18 protein-coding genes are annotated in these 22,785 nt (G+C 67.5%); 14 read left to right on the top strand and 4 right to left on the bottom strand.

The annotated features are described in order from the left end of the window. The first annotated feature begins 100 nt into the window (after window positions 1-100). The 6 genes from C9424_RS00665 (at window position 101) to tsaD (ending at window position 5,953) form a co-directional block, all read left to right on the top strand. The gene (locus C9424_RS00665; protein ID WP_116765057.1) at window positions 101-1,192 is read left to right on the top strand and encodes a carbohydrate kinase family protein; all 1,092 of its coding nucleotides are present in this window, start codon (window positions 101-103) and stop codon (window positions 1,190-1,192) included. Window positions 1,193-1,733: 541 nt separating this feature from the next. Continuing rightward, window positions 1,734-2,954, top strand: coding sequence for an alanine racemase (alr, locus tag C9424_RS00660; protein ID WP_116765056.1), 1,221 nt, complete (start codon window positions 1,734-1,736; stop codon window positions 2,952-2,954). Beyond that, window positions 2,951-3,646 (top strand): tRNA (adenosine(37)-N6)-threonylcarbamoyltransferase complex ATPase subunit type 1 TsaE, encoded by a 696-nt coding sequence (tsaE, locus tag C9424_RS00655; RefSeq protein WP_116765055.1) that lies wholly within the window; start codon window positions 2,951-2,953, stop codon window positions 3,644-3,646. The genes alr and tsaE overlap by 4 nt, the downstream gene beginning before the upstream one ends. Further along, complete coding sequence (gene tsaB / locus C9424_RS00650) at window positions 3,646-4,317, top strand: tRNA (adenosine(37)-N6)-threonylcarbamoyltransferase complex dimerization subunit type 1 TsaB (protein WP_116765054.1); 672 nt, start codon at window positions 3,646-3,648, stop codon at window positions 4,315-4,317. The genes tsaE and tsaB overlap by 1 nt, the downstream gene beginning before the upstream one ends. 53 nt (window positions 4,318-4,370) lie before the next feature. Next, on the top strand, window positions 4,371-4,838 hold the full coding sequence (rimI, locus tag C9424_RS00645; protein ID WP_116765330.1) for a ribosomal protein S18-alanine N-acetyltransferase: 468 nt from the start codon (window positions 4,371-4,373) through the stop codon (window positions 4,836-4,838). Further along, window positions 4,835-5,953 carry a tRNA (adenosine(37)-N6)-threonylcarbamoyltransferase complex transferase subunit TsaD gene (gene tsaD / locus C9424_RS00640; RefSeq protein ID WP_116765053.1) on the top strand — a complete coding sequence of 373 codons (1,119 nt, stop codon included), beginning with the start codon at window positions 4,835-4,837 and terminating at the stop codon, window positions 5,951-5,953. The genes rimI and tsaD overlap by 4 nt, the downstream gene beginning before the upstream one ends. Window positions 5,954-6,050: 97 nt before the next feature. On the opposite strand, the gene C9424_RS00635 is transcribed toward tsaD, so the two are convergent. Then, on the bottom strand, window positions 6,051-7,202 hold the full coding sequence (locus C9424_RS00635) for a glutamate--cysteine ligase (RefSeq protein ID WP_116765052.1): 1,152 nt from the start codon (window positions 7,200-7,202) through the stop codon (window positions 6,051-6,053). A 329-nt stretch (window positions 7,203-7,531) separates the two neighbouring features. Here C9424_RS00635 and C9424_RS00630 point away from each other — a divergent pair, with 329 nt between their 5' ends. After that, entirely contained in the window at window positions 7,532-8,365 is an 834-nt protein-coding gene (locus C9424_RS00630; RefSeq protein ID WP_272914132.1) for a shikimate 5-dehydrogenase, read from the top strand. A gap of 15 nt (window positions 8,366-8,380) precedes the next feature. Here C9424_RS00630 and C9424_RS00625 read toward each other — a convergent pair whose 3' ends face one another. Continuing rightward, complete coding sequence (locus C9424_RS00625; RefSeq protein WP_116765051.1) at window positions 8,381-9,613, bottom strand: class I SAM-dependent methyltransferase; 1,233 nt, start codon at window positions 9,611-9,613, stop codon at window positions 8,381-8,383. Window positions 9,614-9,679: 66 nt separating this feature from the next. On the opposite strand from C9424_RS00625, the gene C9424_RS00620 reads away from it, so the two are divergent. From C9424_RS00620 to C9424_RS00605, 4 genes are all read left to right on the top strand, one after another. Then, complete coding sequence (locus C9424_RS00620) at window positions 9,680-10,177, top strand: hypothetical protein (RefSeq protein ID WP_337189799.1); 498 nt, start codon at window positions 9,680-9,682, stop codon at window positions 10,175-10,177. 498 nt (window positions 10,178-10,675) lie between these two features. Next, complete coding sequence (groES, locus tag C9424_RS00615; RefSeq protein ID WP_028275747.1) at window positions 10,676-10,972, top strand: co-chaperone GroES; 297 nt, start codon at window positions 10,676-10,678, stop codon at window positions 10,970-10,972. Window positions 10,973-11,052: 80 nt separating this feature from the next. Beyond that, on the top strand, window positions 11,053-12,663 hold the full coding sequence (gene groL, locus C9424_RS00610; protein WP_116765050.1) for a chaperonin GroEL: 1,611 nt from the start codon (window positions 11,053-11,055) through the stop codon (window positions 12,661-12,663). Between the two features lie 291 nt (window positions 12,664-12,954). After that, complete coding sequence (locus C9424_RS00605; protein WP_116765049.1) at window positions 12,955-15,009, top strand: acyltransferase family protein; 2,055 nt, start codon at window positions 12,955-12,957, stop codon at window positions 15,007-15,009. A gap of 103 nt (window positions 15,010-15,112) precedes the next feature. Here C9424_RS00605 and C9424_RS00600 read toward each other — a convergent pair whose 3' ends face one another. Then, entirely contained in the window at window positions 15,113-16,075 is a 963-nt protein-coding gene (locus C9424_RS00600) for a DUF389 domain-containing protein (protein ID WP_116765048.1), read from the bottom strand. A gap of 203 nt (window positions 16,076-16,278) precedes the next feature. On the opposite strand from C9424_RS00600, the gene C9424_RS00595 reads away from it, so the two are divergent. From C9424_RS00595 to C9424_RS00585, 3 genes are all read left to right on the top strand, one after another. Beyond that, window positions 16,279-18,363: an acyltransferase family protein gene (locus tag C9424_RS00595; RefSeq protein ID WP_202615721.1), complete on the top strand. Its 2,085-nt coding sequence runs from the start codon at window positions 16,279-16,281 to the stop codon at window positions 18,361-18,363. A gap of 217 nt (window positions 18,364-18,580) precedes the next feature. Next, on the top strand, window positions 18,581-20,092 hold the full coding sequence (gene guaB / locus C9424_RS00590) for an IMP dehydrogenase (RefSeq protein ID WP_116765047.1): 1,512 nt from the start codon (window positions 18,581-18,583) through the stop codon (window positions 20,090-20,092). A gap of 161 nt (window positions 20,093-20,253) precedes the next feature. Continuing rightward, window positions 20,254-22,104: an ABC transporter ATP-binding protein gene (locus C9424_RS00585; protein ID WP_116765046.1), complete on the top strand. Its 1,851-nt coding sequence runs from the start codon at window positions 20,254-20,256 to the stop codon at window positions 22,102-22,104. Here the strand turns inward: C9424_RS00585 and C9424_RS00580 are convergent. Continuing rightward, window positions 22,091-22,711: a hypothetical protein gene (locus C9424_RS00580; RefSeq protein ID WP_116765045.1), complete on the bottom strand. Its 621-nt coding sequence runs from the start codon at window positions 22,709-22,711 to the stop codon at window positions 22,091-22,093. The two genes, C9424_RS00585 and C9424_RS00580, sit on opposite strands and share 14 nt — an antisense overlap. Between the last annotated feature and the right edge of the window lie 74 nt (window positions 22,712-22,785).

Genomic DNA, 22,785 nt, shown 5'->3' with positions numbered 1-22,785 from the left:
ATGGCGCCGTCGGGCCGCTGCTGGCGGTCCGGACATGTCGCCGTCGGGCCGCTGCTGGCGGCGGTTTCGCTCGGCTGCGGTACGGCGTAGTGTGCCGTATATGGACGCGAACTCGACGCGGCGCTTTGACCCGCTGTCTGCCGTCCGCAGCTCGGCCGCGGACGGGTTCGACCTGCTCCTGACCGGCACCGTATTCCAGGACATCATCTTCACCGGGCTGCCGCACGCACCCCAGCCGGGAACGGAAATCTGGAGCGACGGGATGGGCAGCTGCCCCGGCGGTGTCGCGAATCAGGCGATCGCCGCGGCCCGGCTGGGATTGCGGACCGGGCTGGCCGCCGCGTTCGGCGACGACGGCTACGGCGACTATAACTGGAAGATCCTGGCCGGGCAGGAACATGTGGACCTGTCCCTGTCCCGGCGGGTGCCGGGCTGGCATTCGCCCGTCACGGTATCCCTGAGCGTGGAGAAGGACAGGTCGATGGTGACGCACGGCCACCCGGCGCCCGTCTCCGCCACCGAGCTGATCGGCTGTCCGCCGCCGGCGCTCGCGGCCGTGGCGGAGCTGGGGGAGGAACTCGAGCCCTGGGCCGTCGATGCGCATAAGAACGGCGTCCGGCTGTTCGGCGACGTCGGCTGGGATCCGTCCGGTGTCTGGTCCTCCACCCGGCTGGACAACCTGCAGTACTTCCACGCTTTCATGCCGAACCAGCACGAGGCGATGGCTTTCACTGGCCACGACAACCCGTGGGCGGCCCTCTACGCGCTGGCCGACCGGGTGCCGGTCGCCGTCGTGACCCTTGGACCCCAGGGAGCCATGGCCGTGGACTCCGAGACGGGCGAAGAGGAGTGGGTGCCGTCGCTGCCGGTGTCCGCCTACGATCCCACAGGCGCGGGGGATTGTTTCGGGGCCGCCTTCATCGTCGGCTGCCTGGCCGGCTGGCCGCTCGGGGACCGGCTGCGGTTTGCGAATCTCTGTGCGGCTCTGGCCGTTCAGGAGGTTGGCGGCTCGCTGGCGGCACCCGGCTGGGGGGACATTGCCGACTGGTGGCAGCGGGCCAACGCCCGGAAGGAACGGCAGGCCAGTCAATGGCTGCGCCGCTACCGCTTCCTGGAAGAGATCGTGCGGGATGTTCCGCCCGAGGCGCAGCGGCGGGCGACGGCGACCATCGCGCACCTGTCCGACGCGTAGGTGCTGCGGGAGGTGCCGGGGCGGGCGGTTGCTGGCACCGGACATGTCCTTCTCTGAGGCCGAGGCATGGACATATACCCGTTGTGCCCGGTCCTGGGTGCGAAGAACGGGCATGTCCCACGGGCAGTGTCCGGCAGGTTCGCCTTGGCTACCGGACATGTCCCTCGCTGAGGCCAGAGCGTGGACCTAGACCCGGTGTGCCCGGTCCTGGGTGCGAAGAATGGGCATGTCCCGTGGGCAGTGTCCGGTAGGTTCTCGTTGGCCACCGGACATGTCCTCCTCTGAGGCCGTGGCATGGACATATACCCGTTGTGCCCGGTCGTGGGTGCGAGGAACGGGCATGTCCCACGGGCAGTGTCCGGTAGGTTCTCGTTGGCCACCGGACATGTCCTTCTCTGAGGCCAGAGCGTGGACATATACCCGTTGTGCCCGGTCCTGGGCGCGAAGAATGGGCATGTCCCGTGGGACGGGAGGACATGTCCAGCGGTGGGCGTGGCCCCGCGGATTATCCGGCCCGCGGCGGCGCCCCTAGAATCGTTAAGTGACTTACCAAGCAGCAACAGGCGATCTCCTGCCCGAATCGGCGGCAGTGCCGGCCCGCGCGGAGGAACGCTCCGCAGTAATCGACCTCGACGCCATCCGGCACAACGTCCGCCACCTCGCGGCGGTGGCCTCACCGGCGAAGATCATGGCCGTGGTCAAAGCCGACGCCTACGGGCACGGCGCGGTCCAGGTGGCCCGGGCGGCTCTCGGTGCAGGAGCCAGCTGGCTGGGCACCGCCCACATCTCCGAGGCCCTGGCCCTCCGCGCCGCCGGCATCGAGGCGCCGCTGCTGGCCTGGCTGCACACACCGGACAGCAACTTCGCCGCCGCCGTGGCCGCCGGCATCGACATCGGCTGCTCGGGCTGGGAACTCGACCGGATCGTGGCCGCCGCCCGGGAGCAGGAAAGGCCGGCCCGCATCCACCTGAAGGTCGACACCGGGCTCGGCCGCAACGGCGCGACCCTCGACGCCTGGGACAGCCTGGTGGGTGAAGCCATGGAGTACCAGGACCAGGGCCTGCTGCGGGTCGTGGGCATCTTCTCCCACCTCGCCGTCGCCGACGAACCCGAACGGCCCGAAACCGACGAACAACTCGCCGCGTTCCGCCAGATCCTCGCCGTCGCCCAGGACGCCGGCGTGGACCCGGAGGTCCGCCACCTGGCCAACACCCCCGCCACCCTGTCCCGGCCGGACACGCACTTTGACTTGGTCCGCGTGGGGCTGGGCCTGTACGGGCTGTCGCCCTTCGAAGGACAAAGCCCGGCCGAGCTCGGGCTGCGGCCGGCCATGACGGTCCGCACGGTGGTGTCGCACTGCAAGGACGTGCCCGCCGGGCAGGGCGTTTCCTACGGACTGAACTACCGCACGGACGGCGTCAGCACCCTCGGGCTCATCCCGCTGGGCTACGCGGACGGCGTCCCGCGCATCGCGACCGGAGGCCCGGTCCGCGTCGAAGGCGTCAACTACCCCGTGGTGGGACGCATCGCGATGGACCAGATGGTGATCGACCTCGGACCCCGCAACGTCACAGCCGGAGGGCCGAGCATCCTCGGCGCCGAGGCGGTGCTGTTCGGCGACGGCGCCGACGGCGGACCCACGGCCGACGACTGGGCCCGGGCCGCCGGCACCAACAACTACGAGATCGTCACCCGGATCAGCCCGCGGGTGCCGCGCCGCTACATCAACGAAGAGCCCTCGACCGGCGAAGAGCGGCCGTGAGCGGGCCCGCATGGGAACGGAGCGTTGAGGTCCGGACGGCAGCGGAGACGCACGCGCTCGCCGCGGCCCTCGGCGCCGACCTGGAGACCGGCGACCTGCTCATCCTCACCGGCGAACTGGGCGCCGGGAAGACCACCTTCACGCAGGGGCTGGGCGAGGGCCTGGGCGTCCGGCCCGGCATCATTTCCCCGACATTCGTCCTGGTGCGCATCCACCCCAACCTGCCCGAGGGACCCCGGCCGGGCGGTCCGGACCTGGTGCACGTGGACGCCTACCGGCTGGAATCAGCCGCCGAAATCGATGACATCGACCTTGAAAACACCATGGACAGCGCCGTGACCGTGGTCGAGTGGGGCCGCGACCGGGTCGAACACCTGAGCGACAGCCGCCTAGAGGTGGAACTCCACCGCACCCGGGGAGGAGCACCGGGCGCCCCAGGCGCCCCAGCCCCGAGCGCCCCAGCCCAAGGCGCCCCAGCCGCCGGTGTGCCCTCCGAAGCCGGCGCCGACCGCACCGCCGCCGACCCCGCTGTCGAACCCGGCGTGCTGGATTTCGACACGGACGACGACGACGAGCCCCGGACCGTCGTGATCCGCGGCTTCGGCCCGCGCTGGGCAGAACCCCCGGCGCTGCCGGGCTTCGAAGCGACGCCCGCCGACCCACTGCCCCAGACCCCGGAACGGAACTCCTGATGCTGATTCTCGCCATCGACACCTCGGCCGTCGCGAGCGCCGCGCTGGTCTCCGATGACGCGCCGGAGTCCGTGCTGGCCAGCTTCGCCACCGAAGATACGCGCACGCACGCGGAAGTCCTGGCCCCGGGAATCGACGCCCTCCTGGCCGAGGCCGGCGTCAGCGGCCACGACGTCGACGCAATCGTCACCGGCGTGGGTCCCGGACCGTTCACGGGACTGCGCTCCGGGATCGTCACCGCCCGCACCCTCGCCTTTGTCTGGGACAAGCCGCTGTACGGCGTCATGAGCCTGGACGCGATCGCCTTGGAAGTCGCCGAATCCACCGACTCGGCCGCGGAGTTCATCGTGGCCACCGATGCGCGCCGCAAGGAAGTGTACTGGGCCCGGTACACGCTCTCTGACGCCCAGTTGCCACACCTTGCCGACGGCCCGCACGTCGGATTCGCCGCGGATCTTCCGGATCTGCCCGTCTACGGCGCCGGAGCGGGAATTTACTCCGACGTCGTCAAGGCTGTCGCCGAATTCAGCACACGGCAGCCCGAGGCCCTCTCGCTGGGCCAGTTCGCGCTCGCGCGGCTCGCGGCGGGGGAGCATCTCCTGGACTCCACCCCCTTGTACCTCCGCGAGTCCGATGCCCAGGTGCCCGGACCCCGGAAGCGTGCCCTGTGAACGCTGACCACACCACACCGCGCACTCTGCCCGGCGGCGTCAGGCTGCGGGAGATGGACGCCGCGGACATCCCCGCCGTCCACGAGCTCGAATGCCGGCTGTTCCCGGTGGACGCGTGGCCGCTGCAGATGTTCCGCGACGAGCTCGCGCAGACGGATACCCGCCGCTACCTCGTCGCGGAGTTCCACGGCCGGATCGTGGGATATGCCGGGCTGATGTGCATTGAACCGATCTCGGACGTCCAGACGATTGCCGTCGTGCCTGAACAGGAGGGCAAGGGCATCGGCTCGGCCCTGCTTACCGAGCTGATCGCGGAAAGCCGGGTCCGCGGCGCCCAGGATGTGCTGCTGGAGGTCCGGGCGGACAATCCCCGGGCCCAGCAGCTCTACCGGCGCTTCGGCTTCGAACAGATCCACATCCGTCCCCGCTACTACCGCGACGGCGTCGACGCCCTGATCATGCGGCTCCAGCTGCCCCGCGAACCACTCAGCCCCCAGCCCAAGGAAGCAGGCCGACCATGAACCGCACCCAGCCGCTCGTGCTCGGCATCGAGTCTTCCTGCGACGAAACCGGCGTCGGCATTGTCCGCGGGACCGAATTGCTGACTAACACCGTGTCCTCCTCCATGGAGGAACACGTCCGCTTCGGCGGCGTGATTCCCGAGATCGCCTCCCGCGCCCACCTCGACGCCTTCGTCCCCACCCTCCAGGAGGCGCTTGCGGAGGCGAACGTTCAGCTGGCGGACATTGACGCCATTGCCGTCACCTCCGGACCCGGCCTGGCCGGAGCGCTCATGGTGGGCGTCTGCGCGGGCAAGGCGCTCGCCGTCGCCACCGGAAAACCCCTCTACGCCATCAACCACCTGGTGGCGCACGTCGGTGTCGGGCTCCTCCAGCAGGGCACCGGCACTGCGACGTCGGTGTCGACGCCGCCCGCCGGGTCGCCGCCGGAAACCCTCCCGGACAACATGGGCGCGCTCCTGGTCTCCGGCGGCCACACCGAGATCCTGCGGATCCGGAGCATCACCGACGACGTCGAGCTGCTGGGCTCCACGATCGATGACGCTGCCGGCGAAGCCTATGACAAAGTGGCGCGGCTCCTGGGCCTGGGCTATCCCGGCGGCCCGGCCATCGACAAGCTCGCGCGCACCGGCAACGCCAAAGCCATCCGGTTCCCGCGCGGCCTCACCCAGCCGAAGTACATGGGCACCGCCGAGGAACCCGGCCCGCACCGGTACGACTGGTCCTTCAGCGGACTCAAGACCGCCGTCGCCCGCTGCGTGGAGCAGTTCGAGGCCCGCGGCGAGACAGTTCCCGTCGCGGACATCGCCGCGGCCTTCCAGGAAGCCGTGGTGGATGTGATCACGTCCAAGGCCGTGCTCGCCTGCCGCGAAAACGGCATCACGGAGGTCCTCCTCGGCGGAGGCGTTGCAGCGAACTCGCGGCTGCGCCAGCTCACCGAACAGCGCTGCAGCGCCGCCGGGATCCGGCTGACGGTGCCGCCGCTCTCGCTGTGCACGGACAACGGCGCCATGGTCGCAGCCCTCGGGGCGCAGCTGGTGATGGCCGGAGTGGAGCCGAGTGGGATCGGTTTTGCCCCTGACTCCTCGATGCCGGTCACCACTGTCTCCGCCTGAGGCGGCGTCCGACTGACGTTGGTGCGGCTGGGGCGCCGTTAGCGCCGGCGTCGCCTGCGATTGTCCGCTCCCGTGGACGCCACGCCCCGCGCCGGAGCTAGGCTTCCGGACCCTGCCGCATCTGCTTGACGAGGTCCAGCACGACGGCGCGCAGGTCCCCGCCGTGCTCGGCAGCCACCCGGCGCTGGCGCTGGTAGCCGGCGCCGCGCTGGATGATCTTCTCGACGTCGGCCAGTTCGGCGCTGCAGCCCAGTTTCGCCGCGACGGGTTCGAGCCGCTTGAGCGTCTCGCGGAGGTGCTCTGTGACGAGCTGCTCGTTGCCCTCAGCGTCGAGGATGATGATCGCGTCCAGGCCGTATCGGGCCGCGCGCCATTTGTTTTCCTGGACATGCCACGGCGGCATCGTGGGAATGGTGCCGCCGTTGTCCAGTGTCGTGGAGAATTCGTCGACCAGGCACTGGGTTAAGGCGGCGATGGCCCCGACTTCCTCAAGGGTGGCCAGGCCATCGCAAATGCGCATCTCGATCGTGCCGAAATGCGGGACGGGACGGATGTCCCAGCGGATCTCGGACAGGGTGTCGATCACTCCGGTGGTGAACATGTCCTGGACGTAGGCCTCATAGTCCTCCCAGCGGGCGAACTGGAACGGCAGCCCCGCGGTCGGCAGCTGCTGGAACATGAGGGCGCGTTGCGAGGCGTAGCCGGTGTCTTCGCCGCCCCAAAAGGGGCTGGAGGCGGAAAGCGCCTGGAAATGCGGGAAGTAGTTGACCAGGCCGTCCAGCACCGGAAGGACCTTGTCCCGGCTGTCCAGTCCGACGTGGACGTGGACGCCGTAGATGACCATCTGCCGGCCCCACCATTGCGTCCGGTCGATGAGCTTCGCGTAGCGTTCCTTATCAGTCACGGGCTGCAGCTGGGGCGGGCTGAACGGATGACTTCCGGCGCAGAAGACCTCCACGCCCATGGGGTCGGTGACCTCGCGGACCGCGGCCAACGAACTGTTCAGGTCGGCTTTCGCCTCCGCCACGGTGGTGCAGACTCCGGTGACGAGTTCCACGGTATTCAGCAGCAGCTCCTGCTTGATGTGCGGGTGCTCGTCGTCCTCGTTGAGTTCGGGATGCCGGGCAGCGACTCCGCGGAGCACCTGGTTCGCCACGGAGGCCAGTTCACCGGTCTCGGCGTCGACGAGGGCCAGCTCCCATTCCACGCCAAGAGTCGACTGCCTGGATGAAGCGAACTCGATCTTCATGTGGTCCCTTCACTGTTCTGCTGTCCTGGCCGTCGTCCTGGCGGGAATGCGCTGGCAAACACCCTCGGACGTGCCCCTGCACGCGGCACCGGCGGTGTCGCGTGCCATTTCCCGCCACAGCGCCGGGCGGGCGGCTGGCAGGGCTACGGGTGGTCCAAGTCTAGTGCAGGGGGTGGGCCCGGACGGTGCCAAAGTTACCGCTGATGCGTGAGTGTGTTCACAAACGGCGCTGGTCAGGGGAGGCTCCGGCGCGGGGCGTCGTTGAGGTTCGGGCCCGGGCTCGGGCGGGGCTGCGGGGGAGCGGGCCGCTCCTGGCGTTTAATGGAGCTGTGCCCATTCTGAACAAAGACATGACCCTGTGCGTCTCGCTCTCGGCCCGGCCGAGCAACAACGGGACACGCTTCCACAACCATCTGTACGAACAGCTGGGCCTGAACTGGATCTACAAGGCCTTCGCACCCACTGACCTTGCCCAGGCCATCGCCGGAGTGCGAGGACTCGGCATCCGCGGCTGCGCGGTGTCCATGCCCTACAAAGAGGACGTGATCGCCTTGGTGGACGTCATGGACCCGTCCGCGAAGGCCATCGATTCGGTCAACACCATCGTCAACGACGGCGGCCGGCTCACCGCCTACAACACCGACTACACGGCAATCGAGCAGCTCCTGCAGCGCAATGCCGTCCCGACGGACTACTCGGTGCTGGTCCTGGGCTCCGGTGGCATGGCCAAGGCCACTGTCGCCGCGCTGCGGGATGCCGGCTTCAAGGACGTGACCGTCGTGGCCCGCAACGAGGACACCGGACGCGGCCTGGCCGAGCTGTACGGGTTCGCCTGGAGCCCGGATCTGGGCTCCGCAAGGTCCGGAACGGGCACGGCCGACATGATCATCAACGTCACCCCAGTGGGCATGGCCGGGGGCCCCGACGCGGAGGCGCTGTCCTTCCCGCAGCAGGCCATCGACGCAGCAAAGGTGGTGTTCGACGTCGTCGCCCTCCCGGCCGAGACGCCGCTCATCAAGGCAGCCCGCGCGGCCGGCAAGACCGTGATCACGGGAGCCGAGGTGGCCACGATCCAGGCGCTGGAGCAGTTCGTGCTCTACACCGGGATCCGGCCGACCGACGAGCAGGTTAAGGCCGCCGAGGAGTTCACCCGGGCCCAGTAGCCCCGGCAGCCCGAGTTAGACGGGCTCCACCGAGATGGCCACCCGGTCCTCGCCGATCCTGGTGAGGACCAGGGTGGCCGATTTCTTACCCTTGCTCTTGGACCCTGCCGGTTTTCCGCCGGGCAGGAGCTGCTTGCGCAACTCTTCCGGGGTGACGGCCGTGCCGCGCTTCTTGATGTCCAGGACGCCGATCCCTTGGTCCTTGACCCAAGCCTTGAGCGCCTTGACGTTGAACGGCATCACGTCCAGGACCTTGTAGGCCTTGGCAAACGGGGTCTCGCGCAACTCCGGGGCGCAGATGTAGGCGATGTGCTCGTCCACGAGGTGCCCGCCCAGCTGGAGGGCGACGTCGGCCACGAGTCCGGCGCGGATGACCGCACCGTCGGGCTCGTACAGGTAGCCCTCCACCGGGCCCACGGGCGCGGCCGGGCCGCCCCCGAAGTCCTCGCCGCTGGTGAGTTCAGCGGCTCCGAGCGGCCCGAGCACCAGGGCAGCACGCCGGACCCCGGGGCGCCGCACCGCGTTGAACCACAGCGCCACCTCGGTCACGTCCCCGCCGACGGAGACCCACTGGGCTTCGCAGTCCGCCGGCACGGAATCATGCGGCATGCCCGGCCCCATCTTGACGCCGACGGCGCGCCCGGAGCCGGCCAGCGACTCGACGAAGGACAGCGGCGGGGAAAAGTCCTCCGGATCCCAGATCCGCTTGGTTCCCGAAGTGGACGTGGTGCGCCGGGCAGGGTCCAGCCAGACGCCGTCGACCCCCTCAAGGGAAACCGCGGTGGCATCGGAGTGGACCACGGTGGCGTTGCGGAAGGGGATCAGGTTCATCGTGGCGCAGGCGGCCGTGGTCTCGTCCATTTCCACCGCGGTGACCACGAGATCCATGGACGCCAGGGCCATGGCATCGGCTCCCAGCCCGCAGCCGAGGTCCGCGACATGGCTGATTCCGGCCTCGACGAACCGCTGCGCGTGCCGGGCCGCCACCGTGAGCCGGGTGGCCTGCTCCAGGCCGGCCTTGGTGAAGACCATCTGCCGGGCGAACTCACCGAACTTGGCCTCGGCCTTGGTCCGCAACCGGGACTGGGTGAGCACCGCCGAGACCAGCTCGGGGGAGTGGCCGGCCTTGCGCAGCGCCGCGGTGAGGCGGAAGGCCTCGTCCTCGCGGTACGGGCCCAGCGACGCCAGCAGCTCCCAGCCCTCGGGCGTGAGGATCGGGGCAATGTGTTCCTGCGGTGCGTCAGTCATGCCTTCCAGCGTAGTTCAGCGCCGCGGGCACGCTGCGACCGGACCGCGGGGACTAGGCTTGACGACATGGAAGACAGCGGTACAGGCGGCAGCACGTCAGAGGAAACATCCGGGCAGAACACGGGCGGTCAGAATACGGACGGGCAGGACGACGCTGGGCAGGACGTGGACGGGCAGGACGACGGCGTGCAGGACGACGGCGGGCGGGTGCGCCATAGCCATCACCAGGGACTGGCCCGCTACGCACGGACGGCGATCATCGCCGGAGCGGTGATCGCCGTCGTGTGCATCGCGTTGCTGGTGATCATCTTCTTCCTCGATTCCTTCAACGCGACGGTCTATTCCGTCGGCGGCAAGAACGTACAGGACGCCACGGACGAGGCCCGGGCCATCCGCGACACCTATGCCACGGCCAGGCTCGGTGGCATCATCTTCCTCATCGCCGGTGTCCTGCTGGCCGGCGGCGGAGCCCTGGTGATGTACCGGCATCGGAACGACGAAGGCAGTGACCGCGACGACGAAGAAGGCGAAGACGTGGACTTCGAGGACCTCGCCGGCGAGTAGGCGCACGCGCCAGGCCCCATGAACCCAGCAGGCCCGGATGGACATGCCCCTCGCTTGGCGCGGACCGGGAGCATGGTGCCGAAGCGTCCATTGGCTGCAGCAAAGAATGGGCATCTCCCACTGAGCAGCCTTCATCCGTTGGACATGTCCTCTCGGGCAGCCCGCATGCAGTGGACATGCCCTCCTGAGTGCCCGCTACCCGTTGGACATGCCCCTCGCTTGGCGCGGGCAGGGAGCATGATGCCGAAGTGTCCGCTGGCTGCAGCAAAGAATGGGCATGTCCCGCGCGGGGGAGCTGTTCACCCGAGATGAATTTCTGGCACTCGCCTTGACCGAGTGCTAACCATTTACATAGAGTCGTCATTAGCACTCTCCCTAGGAGGGTGCTAACACCTGAAGCTTCACAGCCAGGCTGCTGCCGGCACCGCGACGACGGTCTGTACGCCATGGCATCACCGCTTCATAGTCCACGAATTTGCTGACGAATAGGAGAGGTCCTTGTCGGTCTCTATTAAGCCTCTTGAGGATCGTATTGTTGTCCGCCCGCTCGAAGCCGAGCAGACCACGGCTTCAGGCCTGGTTATCCCGGACTCCGCACAGGAGAAGCCGCAGGAAGGCGAAGTTGTTGCAGTAGGCCCCGGCCGCTTTGACGACAACGGCAACCGCGTTCCCGTTGACGTTGCCGTCGGCGACGTCGTTATCTACTCCAAGTACGGCGGAACCGAAGTCAAGACCGGCGGCACGGAGTACCTCGTACTCTCCGCCCGCGACGTTCTGGCGATCGTCGTAAAGTAACTCTCTTGGTCCCCCGCGCAGCCGATCCTTCGCCATGAACGGATCAGTTGCGCGGGGTTCTGTCTTGAAAGGACAAAACCATGGCAAAGCAGCTTGCGTTTAACGACACTGCCCGCCGGTCGCTTGAAGCCGGCATCGATAAGCTCGCCAACACCGTCAAGGTCACGCTGGGCCCGCGCGGCCGCAATGTCGTGCTGGACAAGAAGTGGGGCGCTCCCACGATCACTAACGATGGTGTGACCATCGCCCGTGAAATCGAGCTCGACGACCCCTACGAAAACCTTGGCGCGCAGCTTGCCAAGGAGGTCGCCACCAAGACCAACGATGTTGCCGGCGACGGCACCACCACCGCCACCGTGCTGGCCCAGGCCCTGGTCAAGGAAGGCCTGCGCAATGTTGCGGCAGGCGCCGCCCCGGGCGAGATCAAGCGTGGCATCGAGGTTTCGGTCGAGGCCGTCGCTGCCCGCCTGTTGGAAAACGCCCGCCCGGTCGAAGGCACGCAGGTTGCCAACGTTGCCGCCATCTCCGCCCAGAGCGACGAGGTCGGCGAGCTCCTGGCCGAGGCGTTCGGCAAGGTCGGCAAGGATGGTGTGATCACCATCGAGGAATCTTCCACCACACAGACAGAACTGGTCCTCACCGAGGGCATGCAGTTCGACAAGGGCTACCTCTCCCCGTACTTCGTCACGGACGCGGAACGCCAGGAAGCTGTCCTCGAGGACGCCCTGATCCTGATCAACCAGGGCAAGATCTCCTCGGTGCAGGAATTCCTGCCGCTGCTGGAAAAGGCGCTGCAGAGCTCCAAGCCGCTCTTCATCATTGCCGAAGACGTCGAGGGCGAGGCCCTGTCCACGCTCATCGTCAACCGCATCCGCGGCACCCTGAACGTCGTCGCCGTCAAGGCCCCGGGCTTCGGCGACCGCCGCAAGGCCATGCTGCAGGACATCGCGACTCTCACGGGTGCACAGGTTGTCTCCCCGGAGCTGGGCCTGAGCCTGGATTCCGTTGGCCTTGAGGTGCTCGGCACCGCCCGCCGCATCACGGTCACCAAGGACAACACCACGATCGTCGACGGCGCCGGTTCGGCCGAGGACGTCGCCGCGCGTGTTGCCCAGCTGCGCGCCGAGCTGACCCGCACGGATTCCGACTGGGACAAGGAAAAGCTGCAGGAACGCCTGGCCAAGCTGGCCGGCGGCATTGGCGTGATCAAGGTTGGCGCTGCCACCGAGGTTGAGCTGAAGGAAAAGAAGCACCGCATCGAGGATGCAGTGTCCTCGACCCGCGCCGCCCTTGAAGAAGGCATCGTCGCCGGTGGCGGGTCCGCCCTCATCCACGCGCTGAAGGCCCTCGACGAGGACGCAGCCGTCCAGGCTCTCGAAGGTGACGCGGCTGCCGCCGTCGGCATCGTCCGCCGGGCCCTGACCCAGCCGCTGCGCTGGATCGCCCAGAACGCCGGCTTCGACGGCTATGTGGTTGTTGCCAAGGTGGCAGAATCCGCCGTCAACCAGGGCTTCAACGCCAAGTCCGGCGAGTACGAAGACCTGATCGCCGCCGGCGTGATCGACCCCGTCAAGGTGACCCGTGCGGCCCTGCGCAACGCGGCTTCCATCGCTGCGCTGGTCCTCACCACGGAAACCCTCGTGGTGGAGAAGCCGGCCGACGAAGACGAGCACGCAGGCCACCAGCACTAATTTCGGCCCGCACAGGGGACGGCCCGGCAACTTGCCGGGCCGTCCCTTTTTTGTGCCCGGGTCCTGCTTTTGCGCCCGGGGACTGCCGCGAAAATGCTCCCGAGGTGCGCCAAGTCCAGGCGCGACTCAGGCGCGACTCAGTCGGGACGTGCTGCCTTCATGCTGACAATTCACTGGAAACTCACACCTTGGCATGACTGAATAGAGTTCTATGCCCGCCGCGACGATTGGCCATGAACATTACGGTTGGATAACATAGACGTTTTGGTTACCGGTTTGAGGGGTTTTTCTATGACACAGCAAAGAACCCTACCCGCGCCTGCCCGATCCGACGGCGCGCCCCAGGCCGGCCGAAAGTCCACCTTCAGGCCCGAAATTCAGGGGCTCCGGTCCTTGGCCGTGCTGATGGTCATGAGCTACCACATCTGGTTGGGGCGGGTCTCCGGCGGTGTGGACGTGTTCTTGCTGATCTCGGCGTTCCTCATGACGCTGCAGTTCGTCGGCCGTTACGAGCAGGGCCGACCCATGGCCCTGCTCAAGCATTGGCTGCACCTCTTCCGGCGCCTCGTCCCGGCTGCCGTCACCGTCATCGTGGCCGTCATTGCCGCAAGCATCCTGTTCCTTCCCCGGACCCGCTGGCTGGAAGTGATCTCGCAGGGCTGGGCCTCCCTGTCCTATGTCGAGAACTGGCTCCTGCAGTCCCAGGCCACGGACTACTACGCCTCGGACCACAGCCAGGCCAGCCCCTTCCAGCACTTCTGGTCCCTCTCGATCCAGGGGCAGATTTTCATCCTGTGGCCGCTCATCTTCGCGGGAGCCGCACTCGTCGCCAGGCGCTTCCGGCTCCGCTACCGCGTGCTGCTGTGCTACATCTTCGCCTTGATTTTCCTCGGTTCGCTGATCTACTCCATCCTCTTCACCAAGGCGGAGCAGACGGAAGCGTACTTCGATACCGGCGCGCGGCTATGGGAGTTTGCGCTGGGCACCCTTGTGGCTCTGGCCCTTCCCTCCCTGCGGCTTCCCCGGAGCTGGCGCTTGGCGCTCGGCTGGCTGGGCATTGTGGCCATGCTCAGCTGCGGCCTCCTGCTTAATGTCCAGGCCTCCTTCCCCGGGTTCGTGGCACTCTGGCCCACCTTGGCCGCGGCCTGTGTGATCGTCGCTGGCCAGACCGGCAGCAAGCTTGGCGTTGACCGGTTCCTCAGCTCGGGGCCTCTGGTCCGGCTGGGAGACATGTCCTACGCGTTGTACTTGTGGCACTGGCCGGTCCTGGTCATCTCGCTGACCGCGACGGACAAGGACCGCGCGGGGCCGATCACGGGCAGCATCATCGTGGCCGTTTCGATGGTGCTCGCCTACCTCACCACCCGCTTCGTTGAGAAGCCCTGGCGGGGGTGGAAGTGGCCGGAGCTCAAACGCCGCCGCGCCCTCATCGCCATCGCCGCGGCCGCGGCCATCGCCGCCGTGCCGCTGGCGGCCTGGCAACTCCAGATCAACTACGCCCTTGCCGCGGCGTCAAGCCAGGCCTGGGTCAATAATCCGGGTGCACGTTCGCTGGACCCGGCCTACGTCGGCGGGGCCGACAAATCCGCTCCCCTCCTTCCCACCCTCGCCACGGCGGCTGATGAATGGCCCCGCTACGCAGGCGGCTGCACGTCGGACGAGAAGGCCCTCACCAACATTTGCACCAACGGCAAACAGAACGCCGCCAAGACCGTGGTGATCATCGGCAACTCGCACGCCCACGTCTGGGCGACCCCCATTCTCACTCTGGCCGACAAGTACGGGTGGAAGGTCGAAGCCATCACCAAGGGTTACTGCCCTGTGACGGTCGGCCCGGCCCCGGGGCTCTCGGAAGGCTGCCTGGACTTCAACAAGGACACCCTCAAGAAGGTGCTGGCCATGAAGCCGGACCTTGTGGTGACAACCAGCACCCGGACCGACCCGGATCCGACGTCCACGGAGTTCATGGACCCGGGGTGGGTTCCGCCGATCAAGTCCATCAACGACGCCGGCATCCCCGTCGTGGCGTTGCGCGACACCCCGCGCATGCACGAGGCCGTCCCGGCCTGCCTGGAGAAGAACCCCAACAACTACGCAGCCTGCGGATCGAAGACGGCGGAGAACTATCAGCCCGCGTCGCCCGATGCCTCCGTGGCCGCGCAGCTGCCGGCCACCAAGTTTCTGGACTTCAGCCAGTACTTCTGCCAGGACGAGGTCTGCCCGGCCGTCATCGGCAACGTGATGGTCTACAAGGATGACAACCACGTCACCAGGACCTACATGGAGAGCCTCACGCCCTACTTTGAGGCTCAGTTCCTGGCGGCTACCGGGTGGGCCGCCGAGTGAGGAACCTGCTGCCGTTGCCTAACTGACTGGCTGACCCCGGCCCGGCCCGGCCGCCAGCCAGTCTGGCGGTCAGTCCGTCAGCACCGGGCCGTCAGCCAGTCCGTCAGCGGCGGGTGCCCGCAGACTTGCGCCGCAGCGTAGCCTCCGGCGGCCGCCGTTTGGCCACCACCCGGTAGAAAAGCAACACCCCGACGCCGGACACCACAATCCCCACCAGGTTCAGGAATAGCTGAAGGGCGGAACCGGCCGCCTTCTGATACTCGCCCAGGACCAGTGCCACGGCCACAAACCCCGCCGCCGGCACCGTGGTGACGGAGATAAACACGCCAATCAGCGCCGCCGAGCGCCGGCTGATCACCGACAGCATCCCGGCCGTTCCAGCCAGCACCGCGACAATCAGCGAGTATGGCCCCGGATGGTAGATGAATTCAACCGCAGAACCGTGGTCCAGCGCGTCCTTGGGAAACAGTCCGAGCGGCACGGACAGCCACGCGGTCAGTGCCGCGGCCAGCATCGCGACCGGAAAGCCGACGCCGAGGGCCAGCGCCGCGTCGCGTCCGAGCCGTCGCTCGCGCCGGACCAGAGCCACAGCCAGCGCAGCCAGCGGGCCGAACTCAGGGCCCACGGCCATGGCGCCGACAATCGCGATTGTGGAGTCCGTGACGATGCCGATGGCCGCCAGCTGGGTGGCCAGGACCAGGAATGCCAGAAAACTCCACGTGAGGCGCGAATCTTCGCCGCTCTGGCGCGACACCTCTTCCCAGATGACCGCGTCCGCGCCCTCACCGGGGGCCTCGGCCTCCGCCCGGTCGGCCCGGTCCGAAAGCACAAGATCCGGCAGGTTGACCGAAATCGATCCGCGCTTATGTATGTCGAGGACCTGGAGCTTCTCCATGAGCGTCTCCACGGATTCGCGGGCGAGCAGGACCTGGACAACGTCCCCGGGCGGCATGACCGAGGCGCCCTTGTCCACGGCGATTTCCGCGACGCCGAGATGATCGGCACATCTTTCGACAACAACTCCGGACAAATCACCCGGAACACAAATGCGCAGCTGCACAATCACTAAGCGGCCTCCTCAGACTCGCACCAGCCTAGCTTCCGCGCCGCGGCCGGTGGAGTCCAACGCCGCCCGCAGCCGCCCCAGGACTCCAACGAAGCACCCCGTGGACGCCCCCGCCCGCGCTCCCACTAGCGCCCTGTGACTGGCAAAGAAAGTTACGGTTCGGTAACATTGATCCTTTGGAAGCCGGCCTGAAGGGTTTTTTAGTGTCGAACGAGCGAACCATAGCCACCCCGCCAACAGCGGATGCGGGTTCTCCGGCGAGCCGAAAAACCAGCTACCGACCCGAGGTCCAGGGCCTTCGCGCCCTTGCCGTCCTCATGGTGGTCACGTACCACGTGTGGCTGGGCCGGGTCTCCGGCGGTGTGGACATCTTCCTTCTCATTTCAGCATTCCTGATGACCCTCAGCTTCACGCGGAAGGTCGAATCCGGTGCCCCCCTGCGGCTCCTGAGCCACTGGCTGCACCTGCTCAAGCGACTGCTGCCCGCCGTCGTCGTGGTGGTGCTCGCCGTACTCGCCGGCACCTGGGCCATCCTGCCTCAGAGCCGCTGGCCGGACATCCTCGATCAGGCGTGGGCCTCCCTGCTATACCGGCAGAACTGGCTCCTGGCCGACAGCGCAGTCGACTACTACGCCCAGGACCATTCGGGCGCGAGCCCGCTCCAGCACTTCTGGTCGCTGTCGATCCAGGGACAGGTGTTCGTGCTCTGGCCCCTCGTATTTGCCGGCACGGCTCTTCTTTCCCGACTACTCCGGCGCTGGACCGGCGAGGACCGCGCCCTGCTTAGTTACCGGTCCCTGCTGACCGCTGCCTTCGGCGCCATCTTCGCCGTGTCGCTCGTCTACTCGATCCAGCAGACCGCCACCAACCAGGCCCACGCCTACTTCGACACCGGCGCCCGACTCTGGGAATTCGCCCTCGGCTCCCTCCTGGCCCTCGCCCTGCCATATCTGAAGCCCGGCAGGATCCTGCGCGTCGTGCTGGGCTGGGCCGGCTTGGTGGCCATGCTGTCCTGCGGGTTGCTGCTGACCGTGGACCGTTCGTTTCCCGGCTTCATCGCGCTGTGGCCCACGCTGGCCGCCGCCGCGATCATTACCGCCGGACAAAGCGGCAGCCGCTTCGGCGTGGACCGTCTCCTGACCTGGAAGCCGCTGGTGTCGCTGGGAGACAACTCCTATGCGCTGTACCTCTGGCACTGGCCGCTGCTGGTCCTGGCCCTTGCCGGGGCGGGCATCACGGCGCCGAACCTTGTCCAGGGGCTGTGCATCGTCGGCGTGTCCATCGTTTTGGCAGTTCTCACCACCCGTTTCGTCGAGAAGCCGCTGCGCGAATGGCACTGGCCGAAGCGCCGTGCCTGGCGCACCGCCGTCGTGATTGCCGCCTGCGGTGCCCTGCTGGCAGGTCCGGTCGCGGTCTGGCAGAGCAGGCTCGTGGCCGACGAGGCCGCGGCGGCGTCCCAGCCCAAGGAACTGACGCCCGGGGCGGCCGCCCTGGCCCCGGAGAACGCCGGCAAACCCACCCCGGACGCGAAGATCATCCCCGCGCCGGCGGCGATGAAGAATGAGTGGGCCGACATCGACGGGCTATGCACGGACGAGAACGTCCCCAGCGACCCCCTGCTGCAGGGCTGCCTGCAGAACAACAAGCCCGAGAAGGTCACGAAGCGGATCGTGGTGCTTGGCGACTCCCATGCCCAGCAGTACATGGCGGCGCTGGGCCCCATCGCGAAGAGCCACGGCTGGGAAGTCGTCACGCTCCTGAAAGGCAACTGCCGCTTCGGCGGGGAGTCACCGGAGCGGGACGCGGACTGCAACGCCTTCAACAAGGCCAGCGCGCAGTACGTCCTGGACCACCACCCCGACGCCGTCTTCACGGTTGCGTCCCTGACCCACAAGGAAGCGCCGTTCGAGACCGAGGTGCCGCAGTACCTTGAAGGCATCAAACCCTTCACCGACGCCGGCATGGACGTCGTGGGGATCCGCGACAACCCCCGCTTCAACATCAACATGCCCGAATGCGTCCAGAAGAACGGCGAGGGTGCCGCGGAGTGCAACGTGCCCGAGCAGGAGTCGCTCGCGGGGTCCTCGCCGTTGGACGCCTACCGTGGCAAGGTGCCCGGCCTGCACCTCATGGACATGAGCGATTTCATCTGCGCGAACGGGGTCTGCCCCGCGGTCGTCGGCAACGTGTACGTCTACAAGGACGACAACCACCTGACCAAGACCTACGTTCAGACCATGATCCCCATGTTCGAACAGCGGCTCCTGGCTGCCACCGGCTGGAAGTAGGGCCCCGCGCCGGGCCGGCACCGGGAGCCTCCGGCGGCCGCCCGGCATGGGGCGGCTCACATTGAGGCGCACATTACCGCCCCGGAATATGGCTATCGCCGTCAAGGTTCTACTATTTATTCAACCCTTCTGCACAGACCAGACCCGTAATGACTGGCTGGTCATCTGTTGCAACCCCTACCCGTGAACCCCGTAACCCAAGGTAAGAGGCGCACTCATGACCCAGCCCGAACACAACCCCTTCGGCTTTATCGGCCTGACGTACGATGACGTCCTGCTCCTGCCCGGCCACACCGACGTGATCCCCTCCGAGGCGGACACGTCCTCCCGGATTTCCAAGCGCATCACGGTCCAGACCCCGTTGCTGTCCGCCGCGATGGACACCGTCACGGAGTCCCGGATGGCCATCGCCATGGCGCGCCAGGGCGGCCTCGGCGTCGTGCACCGCAACCTTTCCATCGCCGATCAGGCCGACCAGGTGGACCGGGTCAAGCGCAGCGAATCCGGCATGATCACCAACCCCCTGACCATCGGACCCGAAGCCACGCTGGCTGAGCTCGACGAGATCTGCGCACGCTACCGCGTCTCAGGGCTCCCGGTGGTGGACGAAGGCAACAGGCTGCTGGGCATCGTCACCAACCGCGACACCCGGTTCGTGCCGGAGTCGGACTTCCCGCTCCGGCTGGTCAGTGACGTCATGACCAAGATGCCGCTGGTCACCGGGCACGTCGGCATCAGCCGCGAGGAAGCCTCGCACAAGCTGGCCACGAACAAGATCGAGAAGCTCCCGCTCGTTGACGAGCAGGGCCGGCTCCAGGGCCTCATCACCACCAAGGACTTCACCAAAGCCGAGCAGTACCCGCTCGCCACCAAGGACGAGGCAGGCCGCCTGCGCGTCGGTGCGGCCATCGGCTTCTTCGGCGACGGCTGGGAGCGTGCCATGACGCTCGTTGACGCCGGTGTGGATGCCCTGTTCGTGGACACCGCGAACGGCCACTCCCAGGGCGTGCTGGAAATGATCCGCCGGCTCAAGGCCGAGCCCGCCGCGGCGCACGTGGACATCATCGGCGGCCAGGCCGCCACCCGCGAAGGTGCCCAGGCCCTGATCGACGCCGGTGCCGACGGCATCAAGGTCGGCGTCGGCCCCGGGTCCATCTGCACCACCCGTGTGGTTGCCGGCGTCGGCGTCCCCCAGATCACCGCCATCTACGAATCGGCGAAAGCGGCCATCCCGGCCGGCGTCCCGCTGATCGCCGACGGCGGCCTGCAGTACTCGGGCGACATCGGCAAGGCGCTGGTCGCCGGTGCCGACACCGTGATGCTCGGCTCCCTCCTGGCCGGCTGCGACGAATCCCCGGGCGAGCTGATCTTCGTCAACGGCAAGCAGTTCAAGAGCTACCGCGGCATGGGCTCCCTGGGCGCCATGCAGACCCGTGGCAAGAACACCTCCTACTCCAAGGACCGGTATTTCCAGGCCGACGTGTCCGGCGATGACAAGCTCATCCCGGAGGGCATCGAAGGCCGAGTCGCCTACCGCGGTCCGTTGTCCTCGGTGGCGTACCAGCTGGTCGGCGGCCTCCGCCAGACGATGTTCTACACCGGCGCCCCCACCGTCGCCGAGCTCAAGGCCCGCGGCAAGTTCGTCCGCATCACCGCGGCCGGACTCAAGGAATCGCACCCGCACGACATCCAGATGACCGTCGAAGCCCCGAACTACGGTTCGCGCTAGGACTCTCCGCTGTGAAACGGGTAAGCCCGCCGAAACTGCAGTTTCGGCGGGCTTACCCGTTTGTGGGCGCCCGGCTTCACCCGGGGCGGCGCCGCCCCACCGGTGCCGCACCCGCAGTCTCCGTACCCGCCACCTCCGGGTCCCGGAACTAGGCTGGAGGCATGTCTGAACTCCTGCCCGCACGTGAGCCGAAGCGCAAGCTTGCGCTGAAGCCCTACGCTCGCGCCGTGGCGCAGGTTCTGCGGGTGAGCTTCCAGGCCTCACCGGCCGCCGTCGTGATGAAAGTCCTCGGCTCGCTGATCTCGGCGCTCCTGCCGCTCGTCACCACCTACTTCGCCGCCCTGACCACGACGGCGCTGGCTGCCGCCTACGCGGGCAACACCGACGCTGGCCGGCAGGCCATCATTTACGTCATCATCACCGCGGCCCTCGGGCTCTTCTGGGGCGCGTTCAGCAGCGTGGACCGCTACATCCAGCAGCTCATGAGCTTCCGGGTCGGCGCGATCGTCGGTGATCTGATGTACGAGCGATTCCTCACCCTGGACTTCTGGCGCTACGACGACAAAGAGACGGTGGACCTGTACGACCGCGCCAAGCGCTTCTCCGATTCCTACGCACGGGTCCTTGACCGGATCGCCGCGATCTTCACCCAGCTCGTCTCGGTTCTCCTCGCCATCGGCGCGCTGCTGCTGGTCAGTTGGTGGATAGCCGTGATCGTCCTGATCGCGATCGTCCCCAGCGTCTACCTGCAGTTCAAACTCTCCCGCGAACAAATCGCGCACTGGAACACGCAGGTGGACTCGCGCCGGCAGCGCAGGATGATTGAAACCAACCTCCTCCGCCCGCAGCACATCGCCGAGATGCGGCTCTACGGAATCGTCGGCTACCTGATGGGGCTGCGCTCGAGGCTCCGGGACGCCGACGAGAAGCGCCGGCTGGACTTCCAGAAGCGCTACATCCCCAAACAGCTCGCGGCCGATGCCCTCCAGTACGGTGCGGAAGTCGTTTCCCTGATCTGGGTAGTGGGCCAGATCATCGCCCACGCCCAGCCGGTGGGGCAGTTCCTCTATGTCCAGCAGATTGTCAGCCGCGCCCTGTCCACGGCCAACAGCCTGGTCTCCTCGCTCAGCTCGATCGACGAGGACCTGGCGAACCTCAAGGACTACGAACTGTTCATGGCACTGCCCGTGCATTCCAGCCACGCCCCGCCCCTGCTGGAGGCGCCGAAGAGTGTGGAACTGCGGGACATCCACTTCACGTACACCGGCAGCGACCTTGAAGTCATCCGCGGAATTTCAATGACCATCCGGCAGGGCCAGCACGTCGCCATCGTGGGGGAGAACGGCGCGGGCAAGTCCACCCTGATCCGCATCCTGGCTGGCCTCTACCGGCCCGATTCCGGGCAGGTGCTGCTCGACGGTGTCGACCTCGCCGCCGTCGACGTCAAGTCCTGGCACCGGCACCTGGCGGTGCTCAGCCAGGAATTCCTGAAGTACGAGTTTGCCACCGCGGCGGAGAACATCTTCTTCGGCGACGTCGATTCGCCCCGCGACGACGGCATGATCCGCCGGGCCGCCGCGGATGCGGAGGCCCTGGAGTTCATCAACAAACTGCCCAACGGCCTGGACAACCACGTCAGCAACTGGATGGAGGATCCGCGCGGACGGAAGGGAAGCGGGCTGTCCGGCGGGCAGTGGCAGCGCCTGGCGATGGCACGGAACTTCTACCGCAACGCCTCATTCATGGTGATGGACGAGCCGACGTCGGCCATCGACGCGCTGGCCGAACACCGGATCTTCACGAGGCTCTTCGCGGACCGCGGCAGCACCATCATCGCCATCAGCCACCGCCTGGCCACGATCGAGAAGGCCGACGTCGTCTACATGCTCGAGGACGGCCGGATCGTGGAACAGGGCACGCACCGCGAGCTCGTGGCCCTGCGCGGCCGGTATTTCCGGATGTTCGAATCCCAGCTGACGGTCCCGGACACGGAGGACATCAGCGGAGAGTGACTGGGGCGCCTTCCACAGTGGTGCGCACCCGGGCTATGCCCGGTTCGGGCGGGACGCTGCTGAAGCCGAAGCCGACGGCGGGCAGGACCTTTGCCAGCGCGCCGGCGTCGACCCCGTCCCAGCTGACCGTCGCCGCGTCGATGCGGTGGAGATCGGTGACGCCGTAGTACTCGCGCCGACCGCCCCCGGCGGTGCCGGCAGTGCGCACCCCGGGGCTGAGAAGTCCCGCGAAGGGGCTGACGGCGCGCAGCCAGCGCGGGTGCACGGCCAGGGGCCGGGGGATGAGCCGTGCCGCCGTGCCGAGCGCGGTCCGGGCGCCGAGGGCAACCTCAAACAGCAGGTGCCCGGCGTCCACCGTCAGCGTTCCGCCGGCGTGCCGGACGGCAATGTCCACCACACGGGTTTCATCGAAGCTATACACGGCGGCGATGAATCCTGCCACCTCTGCCGTCGGGGCCAGCAGGATGCGCCGGCCGGAGGGCAGTTCCACCATGGCGTCGGCGAAAGCGCCGAACGGGGACTCCTGCCAGAGCCCCACCACGGCACGAAGTCCCGACGTCGTGCCGATCCCGGCGATGTGCCCGTCGAAGATCCACCGCATACCCATGCGGCCACCTTACGTCGGCAGCGGTCGTTGCGCTGCCGTGCGGGACACGTTCACGGGGAAAACCGCGCCCTGGG

Source organism: Arthrobacter sp. H-02-3 (assembly GCF_003097355.1).
In the GTDB taxonomy this organism is placed as follows: Bacteria; Actinomycetota; Actinomycetes; order Actinomycetales; family Micrococcaceae; genus Arthrobacter; species Arthrobacter humicola.
This window is presented reverse-complemented; position numbering and strand designations above follow the sequence as displayed.